This is a genomic window from Pseudomonas sp. H3_D04 (assembly GCF_054669175.1).
In genome coordinates this window covers 944502-962086 of sequence record NZ_CP162801.1, presented here as the reverse complement: position 1 = coordinate 962086, position 17585 = coordinate 944502, and the positions used below count along the sequence as shown (strand labels likewise).

The following is a 17585-nucleotide window of genomic DNA, read 5'->3' as shown; positions in this document are numbered from 1 at the left end:
GGATTTGTTTTGTCGAGCTGCGCAACGGCAGGCATCTGCTTGTTGTATCGCAAGGCCCGTGCCACCTTTAAAAAAATGCCTGCATGCCTTTTGACATCAAGGGTTACAGGTCCAGCCTTGCCACTGACGGGTTACCACAATGTGGCGGATTTCCGCCCATCGACCAGGTCTCGTCCTACAATTTGGCGGATATCCGCCTGTTCATAACGAGGGTCGACAGCTACCATCCGTCGTTCATTGGGTCGGACCTGCCTGCCATGCGTGAACGCACCATCGCCAGTCATTTCGCCCGTGCCGCATTAGGTGGCGCGCGTCGGTTGGGTTATGACTATTCAAATCTGCTGCAACAACTCGGCATCAGCCCCGAGTTGCTCGATGAGCCACGGGCGCGAATTGCGCCGGAGCAGTTCACGCGATTGATCCAGGCGTTGTGGCTGGCCCTCGACGACGAATACCTCGGTTTCGGGCCGACGCCCAGTAAAACCGGGACCTTCGCAATGATGTGCCACGCCGTGATTCACTGCCGCAACCTCGATAAGGCGCTGCATCGCGGTTTATTGTTTTACAGCCTATTCCCTGACGGTCCGCGCCTGACCCTGACCCGCGAAGACGAATGGGTCCGCCTGAGCCTCGACGACTCAAAGTTCCAGGACCCTGATCATTTCCTCACCGAAAGCCAATTGATGGTGTGGCACCGCCTCGGCAGCTGGCTGATCGGCCAGCGCATTCGGCTGGAGCAGGCGACGTTCAGTTATCCAAAGCCCGAACACGGCGCCGAATACGATTTGCTGTTCCCCTGCCCCATGGAGTTTTCCACGGCGCAGAGCAGTTTGCTGTTTCACAGCCGCTACCTGCACATGCCGTTGTTGCAGGACGAACGCACGCTCAAGCATTTCCTCCAACATTCTCCCGCCGACCTGCTCTCGCGCCCGGATGACGGCGACAGTCTGAGCAGCCAGTTGCGCCGCTTGCTCAGCCGCGACAGTGCACGCTGGCCGGACCTGGAAGCAGTGGCTGCGCACCTGCACATCAGCCCGCAGACGTTGCGTCGGCACTTGCGCGAAGAAGGGTCGAGTTTTCAGGAATTGAAGGATCAGTTGCGCCGGGACATTGCGATTTATCACCTGGGGCGAGCGGATCTGTCGTTACAGCAGATTGCCGAGCAATTGGGGTTTTCCGAGCCTTCGGCGTTTCATCGGGCGTTCAAGAAATGGACCGGGTTGACACCGGGCGCCTATCGCGCGCAAGAGAACTGAATCTGCGTTGAATTGACCGGCCTCATCGCGAGCAGGCTCGCTCCTACAGGTGATCGGTGTGAACGCAAATGATGCATTCACTGAAGATCTCCTGTGGGAGATTCTATGTTTGGGGGGAACACCCAAACATAGAATTTGGCTTGTATTCGGTTTGGTTTTTCATCAGGGCAAACATCACTCTGGCCAGCTTGCGTGCCAGGATAACCAAGGCCTGAGTGCCTTTTAGACCTCTGGCCAGATAGCGTTCGTAGTACGGCTTCCAGGTCGGCGAACGGCTGGCAGCCATAGCGCTATTGTGAAACAAGCGCCGGAACTCCGAGTCCCCTCGTTTAGAGAGTCGGCGCTTTTGATCCTTTTGTCCTGACTGCCTCACACGCGGATCCATGCCGAGGAAGGCGACGTACTCGTCGCTGTTGGCAAATTCCCCACGCATAAAAGCAGTGGCCGCTGCGGTGGCCGTCAGGAGCCCTACGCCCTCGATGGCCTGGCAACGCTTCACCTGATCATCAATCCCACCTTCCTCAGCAATTTCCTTGAGCGTTTTCTGAATCATCTTTTCGAACTGGGCAATGGCGGCCAGAAGCTGGTTGAAGTGCTCTTTCAGCAAGGATTCGTTTTTCCAGCTCTGCTTGAGTGCAACACAGGCCCGGACCAACTGAGCCCGACGGCGAAGCAGGCTTTTCATTTGTGTGTAAGCCTTCGGTGGCGGATTCCAGATCCTCAATCTGTCGGATTCGCGGCTCAAGTAACGGGCCAGCAGTTCGGCATCCAACGTATCTGTTTTCGCCCTCATGCCTATTCCATCGCGGTATTTGTTGAGGCGACTGCCATCGATGACGTAAACGTCATGGCCCATTTCATGGGCCATTTCCGTTGTATCAAGGTGATAGATATTGGTCGCTTCTAGCGCGATAGCGCTGTGCGCTGGCAGCGTCTTGAGCCATTGCTTCAAGGTTGATCGCTTGTTCGCGATATTTAGGGTCTTTTCCAGGTCGGATCGATAGATAACGATCTCGTCCTTCGCCACATCCACACCGACGACCACCTGCGAATCCAGGATTGTCATGGCACACCCTCCGAGCTAGGGTTTAGATACTTGACGGGGTTCACCGTTGCGCTGGCTTGTTTCTATCGTCGGTCCGAGCCGATGCATTCCTTATCGGCGCATTAGGTGAAGGGGTGGGACGAAGTCTCCCACGGTCTGTACTGGTCAGAGTCAGATGACGAGCTTTAGTCCCACCCACCCCTTCAAGTCTAAACATACAAGCGAGCCTGCTCGCGATGAACGATGACGCGGTCTACCTGACTGAACGACTACGGCGGATCAAGCCTGTCCAGCATCCGAAACTGATTTTTGGGTTGAATTGACCGGCCTCATCGCGAGCAGGCTCGCTCCTACAGGTGATCGGTGTGAACGCAAATTATGCATTCACTGAAGATCTCCTGTGGGAGCGAGCCTGCTCGCGATGAACGATGACGCGGTCTACCTGACTGGACGACTACGGCGGATCAAGCCTGTCCAGCATCCGCAACTGATTTTTGGGTTGAGTTGACTGGCCCCATCGCGAGCAGGCTCGCTCCTACAGGTGATCGGTGTGAACGCAAATGATGCATTCACTGAAGATCTCCTGTGGGAGCGAGCCTGCTCGCGATGAACGATGACGCGGTCTACCTGACTGAACGACTACGGCGGATCAAGCCTGTCCAGCATCCGAAACTGATTTTTGGGTTGAATTGACCGGCCTCATCGCGAGCAGGCTCGCTCCTACAGGTGATCGGTGTGAACGCAAATTATGCATTCACTGAAGATCTCCTGTGGGAGCGAGCCTGCTCGCGATGAACGATGACGCGGTCTACCTGACTGGACGACTACGGCGGATCAAGCCTGTCCAGCATCCGCAACTGATTTTTGGGTTGAGTTGACTGGCCCCATCGCGAGCAGGCTCGCTCCTACAGGTGATCGGTGTGAACGCAAATGATGCATTCACTGAAGATCTCCTGTGGGAGCGAGCCTGCTCGCGATGAACGATGACGCGGTCTACCTGACTGAACGACTACGGCGGATCAAGCCTGTCCAGCATCCGAAACTGATTTTTGGGTTGAATTGACTGGCCCCATCGCGAGCAGGCTCGCTCCTACAGGTGATCGGTGTGAACGCAGATTATGCATTCACTGAAGATCTCCTGTGGGAGCGAGCCTGCTCGCGATGAACGATGACACGGTCTACCTGACTGAACGACTACGGCGGATCAAGCCTGTCCAGCATCCGAAACTGATTTTTGGGTTGAATTGACCGGCCCCATCGCGAGCAGGCTCGCTCCTACAGGTGATCGGTGTGAACGCAAATGATGCATTCACTGGGGATCTCCTGTGGGAGCGAGCCTGCTCGCGATGAACGATGACGCGGTCTACCTGACTGAACGTCTACGGCGGATCAAGCCTGTCCAGCATCCGCAACTGATTTTTGGGTTGAGTTGACCGGCCCCATCGCGAGCAGGCTCGCTCCTACAGGTGATCGGTGTGAACGCAGATTATGCATTCACTGAAGATCTCCTGTGGGAGCGAGCCTGCTCGCGATGAACGATGACGCGGTCTGCCTGAACGAACGACTACGCCGGATCAAGCCTGTCCAGCATCCGAAACTGATTTTTGGGTTGAATTGACTGGCCTCATCGCGAGCAGGCTCGCTCCTACAGGGGATTTGCGGAGCATGCACTTTTCACGAGCGCCGCAGACTCAATTGTAGGAGCGAGCCTGCTCGCGATGAGGCCCGAAAAACACCGCCAACCCCTCGATCAAACCACCGAAAAATGAATCCGGAACGCCGCCCCGCCCATCGGCGAATCCCCCAGCGTCAGCTTCGCGTTGTAGCTCTCGATAATGTCCTTGACCACCGCCAACCCGATCCCCTGCCCCGGGTGCTGGCGATCCAGCCGCTCGCCCCGTTGCAGAATCCGCGCCCGCTGATCCGGCGGCACGCCCGGCCCGTCGTCTTCAACGCACAACTCGACCCCGCTCAGGGTTTCGCGCACGCTGATGCGCACTTCGCTCAGGCACAGGCGAAAGGCGTTTTCCAGCAGGTTGCCCATCATCTCCAGCAGCGCGCCCTGTTCGATCGGCACGTAACACGGCTCCGGCAGGTTGAAAGCAACGCGCACGCGCTTGTCGCGATAGACCTTGTCCAGCGTGTCGCACAGACTTTGCAGCACCGGCTGCAGGCGCACCTGGTGGCGTACCAGCCCACTTTTACGCAGGCTGGCGCGTTGCAGTTGATAGCCGATCTGCTGGCTCATGCGCTCGATCTGGGTTTGCAGCAACCAGGCCTGATCTCGGTTTTCCGGGCGCTGGGCCATGTCTTCGCTGACGCCTTGCAGCACGGTCAGCGGGGTTTTCAGGCTGTGGGCCAGGTCGTCGAGGGAATCGCGGTAGCGGCTGCGCTGCTCGCGTTCGCTGTGCAGCAAGCGGTTGAGGGAGCCGGTCAGGCGCAGCAGCTCACGCGGGTGTTGTTCGCTGAGGCTTTCGCGGGCGCCGCTTTCGATTTCGTCCAGCTCCTGACTGAGCCGACGCAAGGCCTGCAAGCCCCAGGTCAGGCCGATCCACAGCAGCGCCAGCAGCACCAGCAACGCGGCACCGAAACCGAGGTAGAGGTTTTCGCGCAGGCCTTCGAGGGTGACTTCGTACTCGTGCACCGGTTGCAGGGCGACGATGCTGAACGCCGCGCTTTTGCCGCTGAGCAGTTTGACTTCGACGTCGTAGACGAAGAATTCCTGACCATCGGCCTCACGAATGCGCGCGAATTCGTTGCCGCGTCCGTCGTAACGCGGTTTGTAGTTGATCTTCTCTTCGCCGGTGGCCTTCGAGCGCCAGACCAAATGACCTTCGCGGTCATAGATGTAACCGAGCAAGCGGCTGTCAGTCAGGTTGAAGCGCTCATCGGGCAACTGCGCCGGCATCTGCAGGGCGTTGTTTTCCACCCGCGCGGCAGAAATCAAGGTGTTTACGTCCGACGCCAGGCGTTGCTCGATGGAATCCTGCAACGCCAGGCTGAACGCGCCCTGCATCGCTGGCAGCAACGCCAGCATGAACAGCACCGCCAGGGTGGCGGCGGCCAGCATCAAGCGGACACGAAGGGAGCGAATCAAGTGCAGCGCTCATTGAACAGGTAGCCGAGGCCACGCACAGTGTCGATCGGTTTGAAACCGGCCGGGCCTTCGAGTTTGCGGCGCAGACGGCCGACCAGCACTTCGATGACGTTCGGATCGCGCTCGTCGTCATCCGGATAGAGCTGCTCCATCAAGCGGTCCTTGGCCACCACTTGCTGGTGATGGCGCATCAGGTACTCGAGGATTCGATACTCGTAGGCGGTCAGCGCCAGCGGTTGTTCATCGAGGGACGCTTGTTTGCGATTGAGGTCGAGCAGCAGCGGCCCGGCGACGATGGTCGACTGGGTGAAACCGCTGGAGCGGCGCAGCAAGGCATTCAGGCGCGCATCGAGCTCTTCGAACTGGAACGGCTTGACCACGTAATCGTCGGCGCCGGCGGCGAGGCCTTCGACCTTGTCTTGCCAGTTGCCACGCGCCGTGAGGATCAGGATCGGGAAGGCCTTGCCACGCGAGCGCAGATGACGGATCAGGTCGAGCCCGCTCATGCCCGGCAGGCCGAGGTCGATCACCGCCAGGTCGTGGTTGAACTGCTCGGTCTGGTACAACGCCTCCTCGGCGTTGGCCACGGACTCGACCACGTGGCCGCTGTCCGTCAGGCGGGTTTGCAGGTGATGGCGCAACAGCGCTTCATCTTCGACGACCAGCAGTTTCATAACGCTCTCCTAGGCAAATCGTTATCTCCAGCAGCACAGTTCTCAGTCACACCGCAGAACCCTGTAGGAGCGAGCCTGCTCGCGATGGCGCCAGCACATTCGACATTGATGTCGACTGACACGCCGCTATCGCGAGCAGGCTCACCCCTACAGGGATTGCACTTATCAGAAAGCGTAGTTCGCCGACAGGTAGGTCTGGGCGCTGCTGGTCAGGTCCAGCGAACCCTGCTTGCTGCCACCGCGCTCGCTCATCTCGGTGCTGGCGTTGCTGCGCAGGTAACGGTAACCCAGTTCGACCGAGGTGTTTTGCGACACTTGCTGCAACACGCCAACCTGGCCGCCAATGGCGTAGCCGATGTTGCTGTCGCGGCTGAACCCTGGGGACTCCTGGGTCATTTTGGTCAGGCCGGCCGTGGCACCGCCGAACAATTTGGTGCTGGCGCCTACCGGGTAGAACAGATCGTAGCTGCCCAACAGGTTTTCCTGACGCAGTTTAATGCCATTGTGCGAACCCGACACGTTGTCGTAAGTGGCGTAGTAGCGGCCCTCGCTGTTTTGCTGGCCCAGACGCACACCCCAGGTGGTGTCCTTGCCGATCACGCCGTCGGCGTTCGGGTGGTTGAGGTTGTCGTTCAGGGCGTGGGACTTTTTGACTTTGTCGCTGGTCTGTCCAAGAGTAAGGCTGGCGAAATTATCGTTGGAAGCGAAAGCCGCGGTGCTTGCGCCCATGACGGTGAAAGCCAGAAGCAGTTTTTTAAAGTGAGTCATTGGGGAATTTCCTCATGCGCTATTTGCTTTTTGGGTACGGGGCAAGGTTACGCACCCACCCCTGAACTCCCCCTGAACGCACTCTGAACCTAAGCTGAATCAACTCCACCCGGCTGTTTTGATGACTTTTATGCAGGAGATCCGACCATGCGCGTTTTCCTCGCCCTCCTATTACTGGCCTTGAGCGGGCTCAGCCACGCCGAGATCAAGACTCAGGAGATTCCCTATCAGAGCCCCGATGGCACGAAGCTGATCGGCTATTACGCTTACGACGATGCTATTAAAGGTCAACGTCCAGGCGTGGTGGTGGTGCATGAATGGTGGGGCCTCAACGATTACACCAAGCGCCGCGCCCGTGATTTGGCCGGACTGGGTTACAGCGCGCTGGCCATTGATATGTATGGCGATGGCAAGAACACCGAGCATCCCAAGGACGCCATGGCCTTCATGCAAGCGGCGTTGAAAGACAGTGCCGCGTCCAGCGCCCGCTTCCAGGCCGGGCTCGATTTGCTGAAGAAACAGCCACAGACCCATCCGGATAAAGTCGCTGCCATCGGTTACTGCTTCGGCGGTGCCGTGGTGCTGAATGCAGCGCGTCAAGGCGTTCCGCTGGCGGGCGTGGTGAGTTTCCACGGCGCGCTGGCGACCAAAACGCCCGCAACACCGGGCAGCGTGAAAGCGAAAATCCTGGTGGAGCATGGTGCGCTGGACAGCATGGTGACGGCGGACAACGTCGCGGCGTTCAAGGCTGAAATGGACAAGGCCGGGGCCGACTATCAATTCGTCAGCCTTGAGGGCGCCAAGCATGGGTTCAGCAATCCAGATGCGGATCGGTTGGGCCATGGCGATCATGGTGGGCCGGATATCGGGTACAGCAAGACGGCGGATGAAAAATCCTGGGCGGATATGCAGGCGTTCTTCAAAAAAATCTTCGGTTAAGCAGAAGACCGAGGCGTGGCCTTCGCGGGCAAGCCTCGCTCCTACAGGGCTTGTGTCGTTACGCCATTTCGTGATCGGCTCAAACCTGTAGGAGCAAGGCTTGCCCGCGAAGAACGATAACGCGGTCTACGTCAGGGCTACCCAGCCCGAAGGCAACCCGGCAAAATGCGCGACATGAATTCCACCCCCGCCCTGCCCGTCTGCTGCACCCCGCTCGATGCCCATTGGCCGCTGCCGTTTGTGCTGCCTGATACGGTGCTGTTGAGCACGCACTTCGATACCTCGCAACTGGCCCTCGATGATTTCACGCGCAGCGCCATCGAGCCGCCAGCGAGCATCCAGCGCTCGGTCGCCAAGCGTCAGGCCGAGTTTCTGGCCGGTCGGGTCTGTGCCCGGGCGGCGTTGCAGAAGCTGGAAGGGCTGAGTTTCAGCCCGGCCATCGGCGAAGACCGGGCACCGGTCTGGCCTGCGCATATCAGCGGCTCAATCACCCACAGCACCGGCCGGGCCGCGGCGATTGTCGCAAACAAGACCCACTGGCGTGGATTGGGGATGGACCTGGAAAACCTGCTAAACCCTGAACGTGCCGAACGCCTGGCCGGGGAAATCCTTACCCCGGCGGAATTGCAGCGCATGGCCGCAGGTCATCGTGATCAGTTGGCGATGCTGGTCACGCTGACGTTTTCGGTGAAGGAGAGTCTGTTCAAGGCGCTGTATCCGATTGTTCGGCAGCGGTTTTATTTTGAACATGCGGGAAGTGCTGGAGTGGAGCGAGAGCGGTGAGGTGCGGCTGCGATTGCTGACAGATCTGTCCAGCGAGTGGCGCAATGGCACTGAGCTGGATGCGCAGTTTGGGGTGGTGGATGGGCAGTTGTTGAGTCTGGTCAGCATCAGGGCCTGAGGATTTTTGGTGTTGGCTCGGGCCTCATCGCGAGCAGGCTCACTCCTACAATGGATCTGTGCAACACCGAAGATTCCCTGCAGGAGTGAGCCTGCTCCGGGCGGCGTTCCGACGATGAGGCCAGTACAGACGCCGCAAATCTCACCGCTTCTCCTGATTCCTCGGCCAACTCAGGCTGAAGCACGCCCCGCCCAGGCTCTTGCTCTTGCTGATCAACGCCCGCCCGTCATGCCAATGGATAATCCGCCGCACAATGGACAGTCCCAAGCCATGCCCGCCCGACGCCCGGGTACGGCTGTCATCAAGGCGCAGGAACGGCGTGAAGATTTTTTCCCACGCCGACTCTGGCACGCCCGGCCCGTCATCTTCGATGTCCACCCGGCAACGCTGCTGCCCCACCTGATAACTGACCGTCACCCGCGACGAGGCATGGCGCATGGCATTGCTCACCAGGTTCTGGATCGCCCGGTGTAAATAGCGCGGCTCGGCCTCGACCCAGGCATCGTCACAATCGGCGGCGGACAAGCACAACCCGCGCTGCACGGTGACGTCGGCGCGTAGCGGTGCCAATTCCTCGATCACCTGATTGACCAACGCATCCAGATCGATCCGCTGGAAATTCAGCGCGGGCGAGCCCTGCTCCAAACGCGCGTAGGTCAGCATTTCGTCCACCAGCTTGTCGAGGTCCTCGATGTCGTGGTCCATGCCTTCGCGGTACTTCTCCAGAGCCTGTGGCGTGGTGGCCGAGCCGATCATCTCCAGGCCAAAACGCAGGCGCGCCACCGGGGTGCGCAATTCGTGGGACACCGCGCGCACCAGTTCACGCTGGATCGCCAACAACTGTTGCAAGTGCTCGGCCATGCCATTGAACGCCGAGGCCAGCCGCCCCACCGAATCCGCGCCGCGCGCCGGCACGCGGGTTTCCAGGCTGCCCTTGGCAATACGCGTGGCAGCGGCTTCGAGGCCACGCAAGCGACGCTCAAGTTGTCGCACCAACAGATAGACGATCAAACCGATCAGGCTCAAACCAAGGGCCGCGATCAGCACCAACCATTCGGGCGGATAAGGATTCATCTGGTACAGCGGGCCGATTTCCAGGACCCACGGCGTGCCGACCATGCCGGCAAACACCCGGATCGAGTCACCGCCCTTGCCCAATGCCATCACCGTGTCGCCTTCGGAGATCCGGCGGCTCTGGTCCTCGTCCATGTCCGCCTGGTCGACGGTGACCAGGCGCAAGTCGAAACCGAAGCCTTTGTCTTGTTTCAATTGCGCCAGGCGCTTGGGCTGCTCAGCCACCGGCACGCGCACCAGTTCGTCGGCCAGCAGATAGATAGTCGCTCGCGCCAGTTGCTCGCTGATCTGCTGGACTTCTCCCGTCAAAACCAACTGCTCCTTGTCGCTGACCAGCCGATACACCTTCGCTGCATGCGGGCCGGTCTGTTCCACCAGCGCCTGGCCGCGCAGCACGCGGGTACGCTGCGTCAGGTCGAGGTCGGTCTGGGCGAAGGTCTTCAGCGCCAACGGAATCCCCAGCAAACGCTCCCACACCAGCAAGGCCCGGTGGCGTTCGGTTTCGTTCATCGGTTGCAGGTTGTCGGCCATCAGCGAGAAGGTGCCGTGGGCCAGGCGTTCGCGGTATTGCTCACTGCGCACCTGGTTGAGCAGGTGCAAGGCCAGTACGCCAAGCACCGCGACCAGAATCAGCGCCGCACACATGCCGCCGTAGATGCGCAGGAAGATCGAGTTCACAGGGTGCAGGCTTCCGGAACGAACAGATACCCTTTGCTGCGGATGGTCTTGATCAGTCGTGGATGCTCCGGATCGTCGCCGATTTTGGGACGGATGCGCGAGATGCGCACGTCGATGGAGCGATCCTGGCCGTCATAGCCGATGCCGCGCAGGGCGGTGAAAATTTCTTCCCGGGACAGGATGCGCCCGGCGTTGGCCACAAGCAGCCACAGCAGATCGAATTCGGCGCTGGTCAGTTCGATGCCGTTGTCATTCAGCCAGGCCTCGCGCAATGCGTTGTCCACCACCAGCGGGCCAAACTGCAGGCGTCGTTGTTTTTCCGGGGCCACCTCAGGGGCTTCACTGCGGCGCAACAGCGCCTGGATGCGCGCCAGCAGCAGGCGCGGACGCACTGGCTTGCACACGTAATCGTCGGCCCCCAGGTCCAGGCCAAGAATCTGATCGGTATCGTCGGTGCGGGCGGTGAGCATCAGGATCGGGCCGTCATATTTATTGCGCACCTTGCGGCAGATGCTCAGGCCATCTTCGCCCGGCAGCATCAGGTCGAGGATCACCAGGTCCGGCTTTTCATTAATGATGCGGGCCGCGGCCAGGGCGCCATTGCCCTCGATCGATACGCGCAGGCCATTGGCTTCCAGGTAATCGCGGGTCAGTTCGGCCAGACGCTGGTCGTCCTCCACAATCAATATCTGCCAGGCTTCTTGCTCCACGGTGACCTCTGCTTGCCAACAACACTTATAAGGAAGGATCCGCCCGTCTTTTTGTAATGATTGGGGAGGATAAGAATGCATACACACTGGCCGATTGTATAAACGCCGAACGCCGAGAACACAAGCCGGCAAATGCGTTCGGACAACCCGGATTTTTGTGATAGGGTTCGCGCCCTTAAAAATCCGAATGACTGTTTTCAATCGCTGAAAATCAGTGAAAAACGGTTCGCTCCCGCTAGGTCGCGGCCTACACGCCTGTTCCTTCTTTCACACACAATTTACGCACAGGTTTATCCACAGGTAGTACGTTGCAACACCCTCCAAAACGCATTATCTTGTAGCCCGGCGCCAAAAAAACCCTACATGTAGGGTTTTGGCTTAAAAAGCCTAACCACATTTCAGACCAGAAACTCAAGCGCTTTATTGCTGTTTCCGGTTGAACCAAGCGTGAATTTGAAAGCCCAAACCGCACCTGCGGATGGCACCGTTTTTTGAGGCCAGAACAGCCGGAACGGTACGGGTGTTGCAGTCATTACTGTCACCCTGAATGGAATCCGGTTTCGGGCCCTGGCTCGAGACCAAAGACTTCGGCAAGGAAGCGGCATCATTAGCCTTTTCCTACTGTCCCGAAGTTGTTATGCCCGAGGCCCCTCGGTTGTAGTGCTTCAGGACAGAACGGTGGGCACCATGAAGGTGCTCAAACAAACATAGAGAATGTGGAGACACTCCCCCATGCAAACCGACACAACTCGCGAGAACCCGCAGGGCACCTTGCCGCAGGCCGCTGATTCGACTTCGGATCTGTCCGCCACCGCGCCTGGCCAACTGCGCGTGATCAAGCGTAACGGCACTGTCGTTCCTTATACCGATGACAAGATCACCGTCGCGATCACCAAAGCGTTTCTCGCAGTTGAGGGCGGCACCGCTGCCGCCTCGTCGCGAATCCATGACACCGTTGCGCGCCTGACCGAACAAGTCACCGCGACCTTCAAGCGTCGCATGCCTTCGGGCGGCACCATCCACATCGAAGAAATCCAGGACCAGGTCGAACTGGCCCTGATGCGTGCCGGCGAGCAGAAAGTGGCCCGCGACTACGTGATCTACCGTGACGGTCGTTCGAAAGAACGCGCTGCCCACGCACCGGCCGAAGAAGCGGTCAACGCTCACCCGTCGATCCGCATCACCCGCGCCGATGGCTCATTTGCGCCTCTGGACATGGGCCGCCTGAACACCATCGTCACCGAAGCGTGCGAAGGCCTGGAAGAAGTCGACGGCGACCTGATCCAGCGCGAAACCCTGAAGAACCTGTACGACGGCGTGGCCCTGACCGACGTCAACACCGCCCTGGTGATGACCGCCCGTACCCTGGTCGAGCGTGAGCCGAACTACTCGTTCGTGACCGCTCGCCTGCTGATGGACACCCTGCGTGCCGAAGGCCTGAGCTTCCTGGAAGTCGCCGAAAGCGCGACCCACCACGAGATGGTCGACCTGTACGCCAAGGCCTTGCCTGCGTACATCGCCAAGGGTATCGAATTCGAATTGCTGAACCCGGTCCTGGCCACCTTTGACCTGGAAAAACTCGGCAAGGCGATCAACCACGAGCGCGATCAGCAGTTCACTTACCTGGGCCTGCAAACCCTGTACGACCGTTACTTCATCCACAAGGACGGTATCCGCTTCGAACTGCCGCAAATCTTCTTCATGCGCGTGGCCATGGGCCTGGCGATTGAAGAGAAGCAGAAAGAAGACCGTGCCATCGAGTTCTACAACCTGCTGTCGTCCTTCGACTACATGTCGTCGACCCCGACCCTGTTCAACGCCGGTACCCTGCGTCCACAGCTGTCCAGCTGCTACCTGACCACCGTGCCGGATGACCTGTCGGGCATCTACCACGCGATCCACGACAACGCCATGTTGTCGAAATTCGCAGGCGGCCTGGGCAACGACTGGACGCCGGTTCGTGCATTGGGCTCGTACATCAAGGGCACCAACGGCAAATCCCAGGGCGTTGTCCCGTTCCTGAAAGTGGTGAACGACACTGCCGTCGCCGTTAACCAGGGTGGCAAGCGCAAAGGCGCTGTCTGTGCCTACCTGGAAACCTGGCACATGGACATCGAAGAGTTCATCGAGCTGCGCAAGAACACCGGTGATGATCGTCGTCGTACCCACGACATGAACACCGCCAACTGGATCCCTGACCTGTTCATGAAGCGCGTCTTCGATGACGGCAAGTGGACCCTGTTCTCGCCGTCCGAAGTACCGGACCTGCACGACCTGACCGGCAAGGCTTTCGAAGAGCGTTACGAGTACTACGAAGCCCTGACCGAGTACCCGGGCAAGGTCAAGCTGTTCAAGACCATCCAGGCCAAAGACCTGTGGCGCAAAATGCTGTCCATGCTGTTTGAAACCGGCCACCCATGGCTGACCTTCAAAGACCCGTGCAATCTGCGCAGCCCGCAGCAGCACGTCGGCGTGGTCCATAGCTCGAACCTGTGCACCGAGATCACCTTGAACACCAACAAGGACGAGATCGCCGTTTGCAACCTGGGCTCGATCAACCTGCCGAACCACATCGTCAACGGCAAGCTGGACACCGCCAAGCTGGAACGCACCGTGAACACCGCCGTTCGCATGCTCGATAACGTAATCGACATCAACTACTACTCGGTGCCACAAGCGAAGAACTCCAACTTCAAGCACCGTCCGGTCGGCCTGGGCATCATGGGCTTCCAGGACGCTTTGTACCTGCAGCACATTCCTTACGGTTCCGACGCGGCCGTCGAATTCGCCGACAAGTCGATGGAAGCGGTCAGCTACTACGCGATCCAGGCTTCCTGCGACCTGGCCGACGAGCGCGGCGCCTACGAGACGTTCCAGGGTTCGCTGTGGTCCAAAGGCATCCTGCCGCTGGATTCGCAACAGATCCTGATCGAGCAACGTGGCCAGAAGTACATCGACGTTGACCTGAACGAATCCCTGGACTGGGCACCGGTTCGTGCCCGTGTGCAGAAAGGCATTCGTAACTCCAACATCATGGCCATCGCACCGACCGCGACCATCGCCAACATCACCGGCGTATCGCAGTCGATCGAACCGACCTACCAGAACCTCTACGTGAAATCGAACCTGTCGGGCGAATTCACCGTGATCAACCCGTACCTAGTTCGCGACCTGAAGGCTCGCGGTCTGTGGGACTCGGTCATGATCAACGACCTGAAGTACTACGACGGTTCGGTGCAACAGATCGAGCGCATCCCGCAAGAACTCAAAGAGCTCTACGCGACCGCGTTCGAAGTGGACACCAAGTGGATCGTTGACGCGGCAAGCCGTCGTCAGAAGTGGATCGACCAGGCTCAGTCGCTGAACCTGTACATCGCTGGCGCTTCGGGCAAGAAGCTGGACGTGACCTACCGCATGGCCTGGTACCGTGGTCTGAAAACCACTTACTACCTCCGTGCCCTGGCCGCGACCAGCACCGAGAAGTCGACCATCAACACCGGCAAGCTGAACGCTGTTTCCAGCGGCGGCAACCACGGTGAAGATTCGGTCCTGGCAGCGCCAGCCGGCCCTGCTCCAGTGCCGAAGGCTTGCGCCATCGACGAGCCGGATTGCGAAGCTTGCCAATAAGCTGAGCCGGTGAGCGCCGCAAGGCGCTCGTCTGGATAACCCCCGATCAGTCCTCTGGATTGTCGGGGGTTTTCTTTTGCCCCAAGGAAAGTGGTGACCGGGCTGACGCCTTCGCGAGCAGGCTCGCTCCTGAACTGGACAGGCGCCGCACTGAAGATCCTTTGTAGGAGCGAGCCCGCTCGCGTAGGGGCCATCACTGACAACGCAAAATTCGGCACTCGAGACAAATCCCGCTCATAAAAAAAGCCCCTCTCACGAGGGGCTCTTTATTCAGCGCGAACCAGCATCAGGTCATCTGAATGATGGTCTGCATGATGGTGCTCTGAGTGGAGATGGTCTTGGCGTTTGCCTGGTAGTTGCTCTGCGCCTTGATCAAATCGACCAGTTCGTTGGTCAGGTTGACGTTGGACTCTTCCAGGGAGTTGGACACCACCGCACCCAGCGTACCGGTTTTCGGAGCATCGACACCCGCCTCGCCCGAGGCGAAGGTTTCTTTCCAGCGCGTACCACCGATGGGCTGCAGGCCTTGCTCGTTGGCGAAGCTCGCGACCGCCACCTGGCCGATGGCCTTGGTTTGCTGGTTGCTGAAGTTAGCGGTCATGACACCGGTTTCGTCGATGGTCAGGCTGGAAATCTGGCCAGTGGCGTAGCCGTCCTGAAATTGCTGGGTACGGGCAGTCGGCGAATTGTAAGAGGTAGTCTTGGTCATGTCGAAGGACAGGCCGCCAGTGGCCGCAACCGAACCGTTAGGCCCCCAGACTTTTGGCGTCACGTTGGCATTGGTGACCACGCCCGGCACCCAACCGGTCAACTGGAAGACTTTACCGGTCACAGCAAAGCCAGGACTGCCGGTCATGGTGTTGACGGTACCGTCAGAGTTGAAGGTCACGTTGGCCGTCACTGGCACCGGTGGCTCGGCGGCCGGGTTGGACGGCGAACGACCGTCGACGTAGGTGTACACGGTCCACGCGTTGGTACCGGTTTTCACGTAGTACTGGTCCAGGTTGTGCTGGTTACCCTGGCTGTCATAGATATGCGTGGAGATCGGCTTGTTGTAGCTCAATGGCTCGGCCGGGTTGAACGGTGTAACGGTCGGCAGGGTTTCCGAGGAGTTCAGGTTAATCGTCTGGTCGACGCGAGTGGTGGCCTTGGGCGACAGGCTCGAGGTGTCGATTTTCAGGTCGGTCAGCACGCCATTGATGATCTTGCCGTTGTCATCAACGCCGTAACCTTGCAGGCGGTTGCCGTTGTTGTCGACCACGTAGTTTTCGGCGTCAGTCTTGAACGCACCGGCACGGGTGTAGCTCAGGGAACCGTTGTCGCTGAGGATGAAGAAACCGTTGCCCTGGATGCCCATGTCCAGCACGTTGCCGGTGTTGTTCACGTCGCCCTGGCCGAACTGCTGGGAAACGTTGGCCAGACGCACGCCGTTGCCGACGGTCTTGCTGCCGGTACCCAGGCGAGTGGCCGAGTACACGTCTTCGAATTCTGCACGGGACGATTTGAAACCGGTGGTCGCGACGTTGGCGATGTTGTTGCCGGTCACGTCCAGTTGTTTGTTGGCTGCATAGAGACCGCTAAGGCCGATATTGAAAGACATATTCCACTCCTTTGTGCCGTGTTAGTCGGCTCTATATACCAATGGTCTGTACTTTGGACAGGGCGATACTGCCCAGGCCTGCGAGGTTCAGCATCAACTCACCGCCGGTCTGGCTGATGGTCACGCTGTTGACGGTGGCTGGCAGGTAAGTCACCAGCGCGGTCGCCTTGCTGTCGTAAGTCGCGGTGGCGGCGAATTTGTACGTGCCGGCCTTGGCCACTTCGCCCGCATCGTTTTTGCCGTCCCAGATGAAGCTGGCGTTGCCGGCCTGCTGGCTGCCCATGTCGATGGTGCGAATCACTTTGCCATCGGCGTCGGTGATCTTGATCGTCACCGGATCCACCGATGCCGGAACCACGGCCGTGCCGTTGAAGCTCTTGGAGGTATCGACCACCGCTGTGTCGGTCTGCGCGACCACCGAGCGGCCCACCAGCGAAGATGCTTGCAGCGCTTGCGACGAGTTGTAGTTGCCGGCAATGCCGCTGACCGTATCGTTCAGCGTGGTGATGCCTTCCAGGCTACTGAACTGTGCCAGCTGAGCCACGAAGTCACCGTTGTCTTGCGGCTCGAGCGGGTTCTGGTTCTTCAGCTGGGTAACCAGCAATTGCAGGAACGCGTCCTTGCCCAACGCCTTCTTGCCGGTGGCGCTGTTGGTGGCCGAGGCCAGGCCGTCGCTGCTGGTGTTATTGGCCTTGACCGAAGAGTTGGCCAAGACGTCCTTGATGTTCACGCCGCTGGTGGTATCGGTAACACTCATCTGAGTCGCCCCTTATCACTGACCGAGGGTCAGGACCTTCTGCATCATGGTTTTGGCGGTGTTCATCATTTCAGCGTTGGTCTGGAACGAGCGACTGGCGGAAATCATGTCGGCCATTTCTTCGACGACATTGACGTTCGGGTAGTAGACGTAGCCCTTGGCATCGGCGGCCGGATGGTTCGGCTCGTAACGCGCGTCAAGGTTGCTTTGGTCTTCGACCACGCCCAGCACTTGCACGCCTTGGCCGGCGGCGTCCTGGTTCTGGAACAGCGAATCGCTGCCGCCGCTCTGGCCGCCCTGGAACATGGTGGCGAACACCGGGTGACGGGCGCGATAGGTCTGGTCGATGCTCGACGAGACGGTTTCGGCGTTGGCGATGTTCGAGGCCACGGTGTTCAAGCGCGTGGTCTGCGCGCTCATGCCGCTACCGGCAATGTTGAAAACACTGGATAGGGACAT

The 17585-nt window shown here is 59.3% G+C and carries 12 protein-coding genes and 1 pseudogene; 4 read left to right on the top strand and 9 right to left on the bottom strand.

The window, feature by feature from the left end; translation table 11 throughout:
• Window positions 1-257 precede the first annotated feature (257 nt).
• Entirely contained in the window at window positions 258-1256 is a 999-nt protein-coding gene (locus AB4N91_RS04610) for an AraC family transcriptional regulator (RefSeq protein WP_083377274.1), read from the top strand.
• Window positions 1257-1359: 103 nt separating this feature from the next.
• On the opposite strand, the gene AB4N91_RS04605 is transcribed toward AB4N91_RS04610, so the two are convergent.
• The 4 genes from AB4N91_RS04605 to AB4N91_RS04590 form a co-directional block, all read right to left on the bottom strand.
• Window positions 1360-2322, bottom strand: a complete 963-nt coding sequence (locus AB4N91_RS04605) for an IS110 family transposase (RefSeq protein WP_017341458.1) — start codon at window positions 2320-2322, stop codon at window positions 1360-1362.
• 1729 nt (window positions 2323-4051) lie between these two features.
• Window positions 4052-5398 carry an ATP-binding protein gene (locus AB4N91_RS04600; RefSeq protein ID WP_460112145.1) on the bottom strand — a complete coding sequence of 449 codons (1347 nt, stop codon included), beginning with the start codon at window positions 5396-5398 and terminating at the stop codon, window positions 4052-4054.
• Window positions 5395-6072, bottom strand: a complete 678-nt coding sequence (locus AB4N91_RS04595) for a response regulator (protein ID WP_077749196.1) — start codon at window positions 6070-6072, stop codon at window positions 5395-5397. The genes AB4N91_RS04600 and AB4N91_RS04595 overlap by 4 nt, the downstream gene beginning before the upstream one ends.
• A 165-nt stretch (window positions 6073-6237) precedes the next feature.
• Window positions 6238-6840 carry a membrane protein gene (locus AB4N91_RS04590; RefSeq protein WP_010457138.1) on the bottom strand — a complete coding sequence of 201 codons (603 nt, stop codon included), beginning with the start codon at window positions 6838-6840 and terminating at the stop codon, window positions 6238-6240.
• A gap of 147 nt (window positions 6841-6987) precedes the next feature.
• Here AB4N91_RS04590 and AB4N91_RS04585 point away from each other — a divergent pair, with 147 nt between their 5' ends.
• Both AB4N91_RS04585 and AB4N91_RS04580 read left to right on the top strand, forming a co-directional pair.
• Window positions 6988-7779: a dienelactone hydrolase family protein gene (locus AB4N91_RS04585; RefSeq protein ID WP_460112144.1), complete on the top strand. Its 792-nt coding sequence runs from the start codon at window positions 6988-6990 to the stop codon at window positions 7777-7779.
• Window positions 7780-7953: 174 nt separating this feature from the next.
• Window positions 7954-8680: pseudogene (locus AB4N91_RS04580) on the top strand (4'-phosphopantetheinyl transferase family protein).
• Window positions 8681-8821: 141 nt separating this feature from the next.
• Here AB4N91_RS04580 and AB4N91_RS04575 read toward each other — a convergent pair.
• Window positions 8822-10432, bottom strand: a complete 1611-nt coding sequence (locus AB4N91_RS04575; RefSeq protein WP_010457144.1) for an ATP-binding protein — start codon at window positions 10430-10432, stop codon at window positions 8822-8824.
• A complete protein-coding gene (locus AB4N91_RS04570; RefSeq protein WP_010457146.1) occupies window positions 10429-11142 on the bottom strand; it encodes a response regulator in 714 nt (237 codons plus the stop codon). The genes AB4N91_RS04575 and AB4N91_RS04570 overlap by 4 nt, the downstream gene beginning before the upstream one ends.
• 732 nt (window positions 11143-11874) lie before the next feature.
• On the opposite strand from AB4N91_RS04570, the gene AB4N91_RS04565 reads away from it, so the two are divergent.
• Window positions 11875-14769, top strand: a complete 2895-nt coding sequence (locus AB4N91_RS04565) for a ribonucleoside-diphosphate reductase subunit alpha (protein ID WP_010457148.1) — start codon at window positions 11875-11877, stop codon at window positions 14767-14769.
• A gap of 286 nt (window positions 14770-15055) precedes the next feature.
• On the opposite strand, the gene flgE is transcribed toward AB4N91_RS04565, so the two are convergent.
• Genes flgE through flgC form a run of 3 tightly spaced genes read right to left on the bottom strand, consistent with a single transcriptional unit; the run spans window position 15056 to window position 17585 of the window.
• Window positions 15056-16369 carry a flagellar hook protein FlgE gene (gene flgE / locus AB4N91_RS04560; RefSeq protein ID WP_077749191.1) on the bottom strand — a complete coding sequence of 438 codons (1314 nt, stop codon included), beginning with the start codon at window positions 16367-16369 and terminating at the stop codon, window positions 15056-15058.
• A gap of 31 nt (window positions 16370-16400) precedes the next feature.
• The gene (gene flgD / locus AB4N91_RS04555; protein ID WP_077749190.1) at window positions 16401-17126 is read right to left on the bottom strand and encodes a flagellar hook assembly protein FlgD; all 726 of its coding nucleotides are present in this window, start codon (window positions 17124-17126) and stop codon (window positions 16401-16403) included.
• Between the two features lie 15 nt (window positions 17127-17141).
• Window positions 17142-17585 (bottom strand): flagellar basal body rod protein FlgC, encoded by a 444-nt coding sequence (flgC, locus tag AB4N91_RS04550; RefSeq protein ID WP_010457154.1) that lies wholly within the window; start codon window positions 17583-17585, stop codon window positions 17142-17144.

What these genes read in the sequence shown, in the direction of transcription:
- AB4N91_RS04610 (WP_083377274.1), top strand. Translation starts at nt 258, where the DNA reads ATGCGTGAACGCACCATCGCCAGTCATTTCGCCCGTGCCGCATTAGGT.
- AB4N91_RS04605 (WP_017341458.1), bottom strand. Translation starts at nt 2,322, where the DNA reads ATGACAATCCTGGATTCGCAGGTGGTCGTCGGTGTGGATGTGGCGAAG.
- AB4N91_RS04595 (WP_077749196.1), bottom strand. Translation starts at nt 6,072, where the DNA reads ATGAAACTGCTGGTCGTCGAAGATGAAGCGCTGTTGCGCCATCACCTG.
- AB4N91_RS04590 (WP_010457138.1), bottom strand. Translation starts at nt 6,840, where the DNA reads ATGACTCACTTTAAAAAACTGCTTCTGGCTTTCACCGTCATGGGCGCA.
- AB4N91_RS04585 (WP_460112144.1), top strand. Translation starts at nt 6,988, where the DNA reads ATGCGCGTTTTCCTCGCCCTCCTATTACTGGCCTTGAGCGGGCTCAGC.
- AB4N91_RS04565 (WP_010457148.1), top strand. Translation starts at nt 11,875, where the DNA reads ATGCAAACCGACACAACTCGCGAGAACCCGCAGGGCACCTTGCCGCAG.
- flgE (WP_077749191.1), bottom strand. Translation starts at nt 16,369, where the DNA reads ATGTCTTTCAATATCGGCCTTAGCGGTCTCTATGCAGCCAACAAACAA.
- flgD (WP_077749190.1), bottom strand. Translation starts at nt 17,126, where the DNA reads ATGAGTGTTACCGATACCACCAGCGGCGTGAACATCAAGGACGTCTTG.
- flgC (WP_010457154.1), bottom strand. Translation starts at nt 17,585, where the DNA reads ATGTCCCTATCCAGTGTTTTCAACATTGCCGGTAGCGGCATGAGCGCG.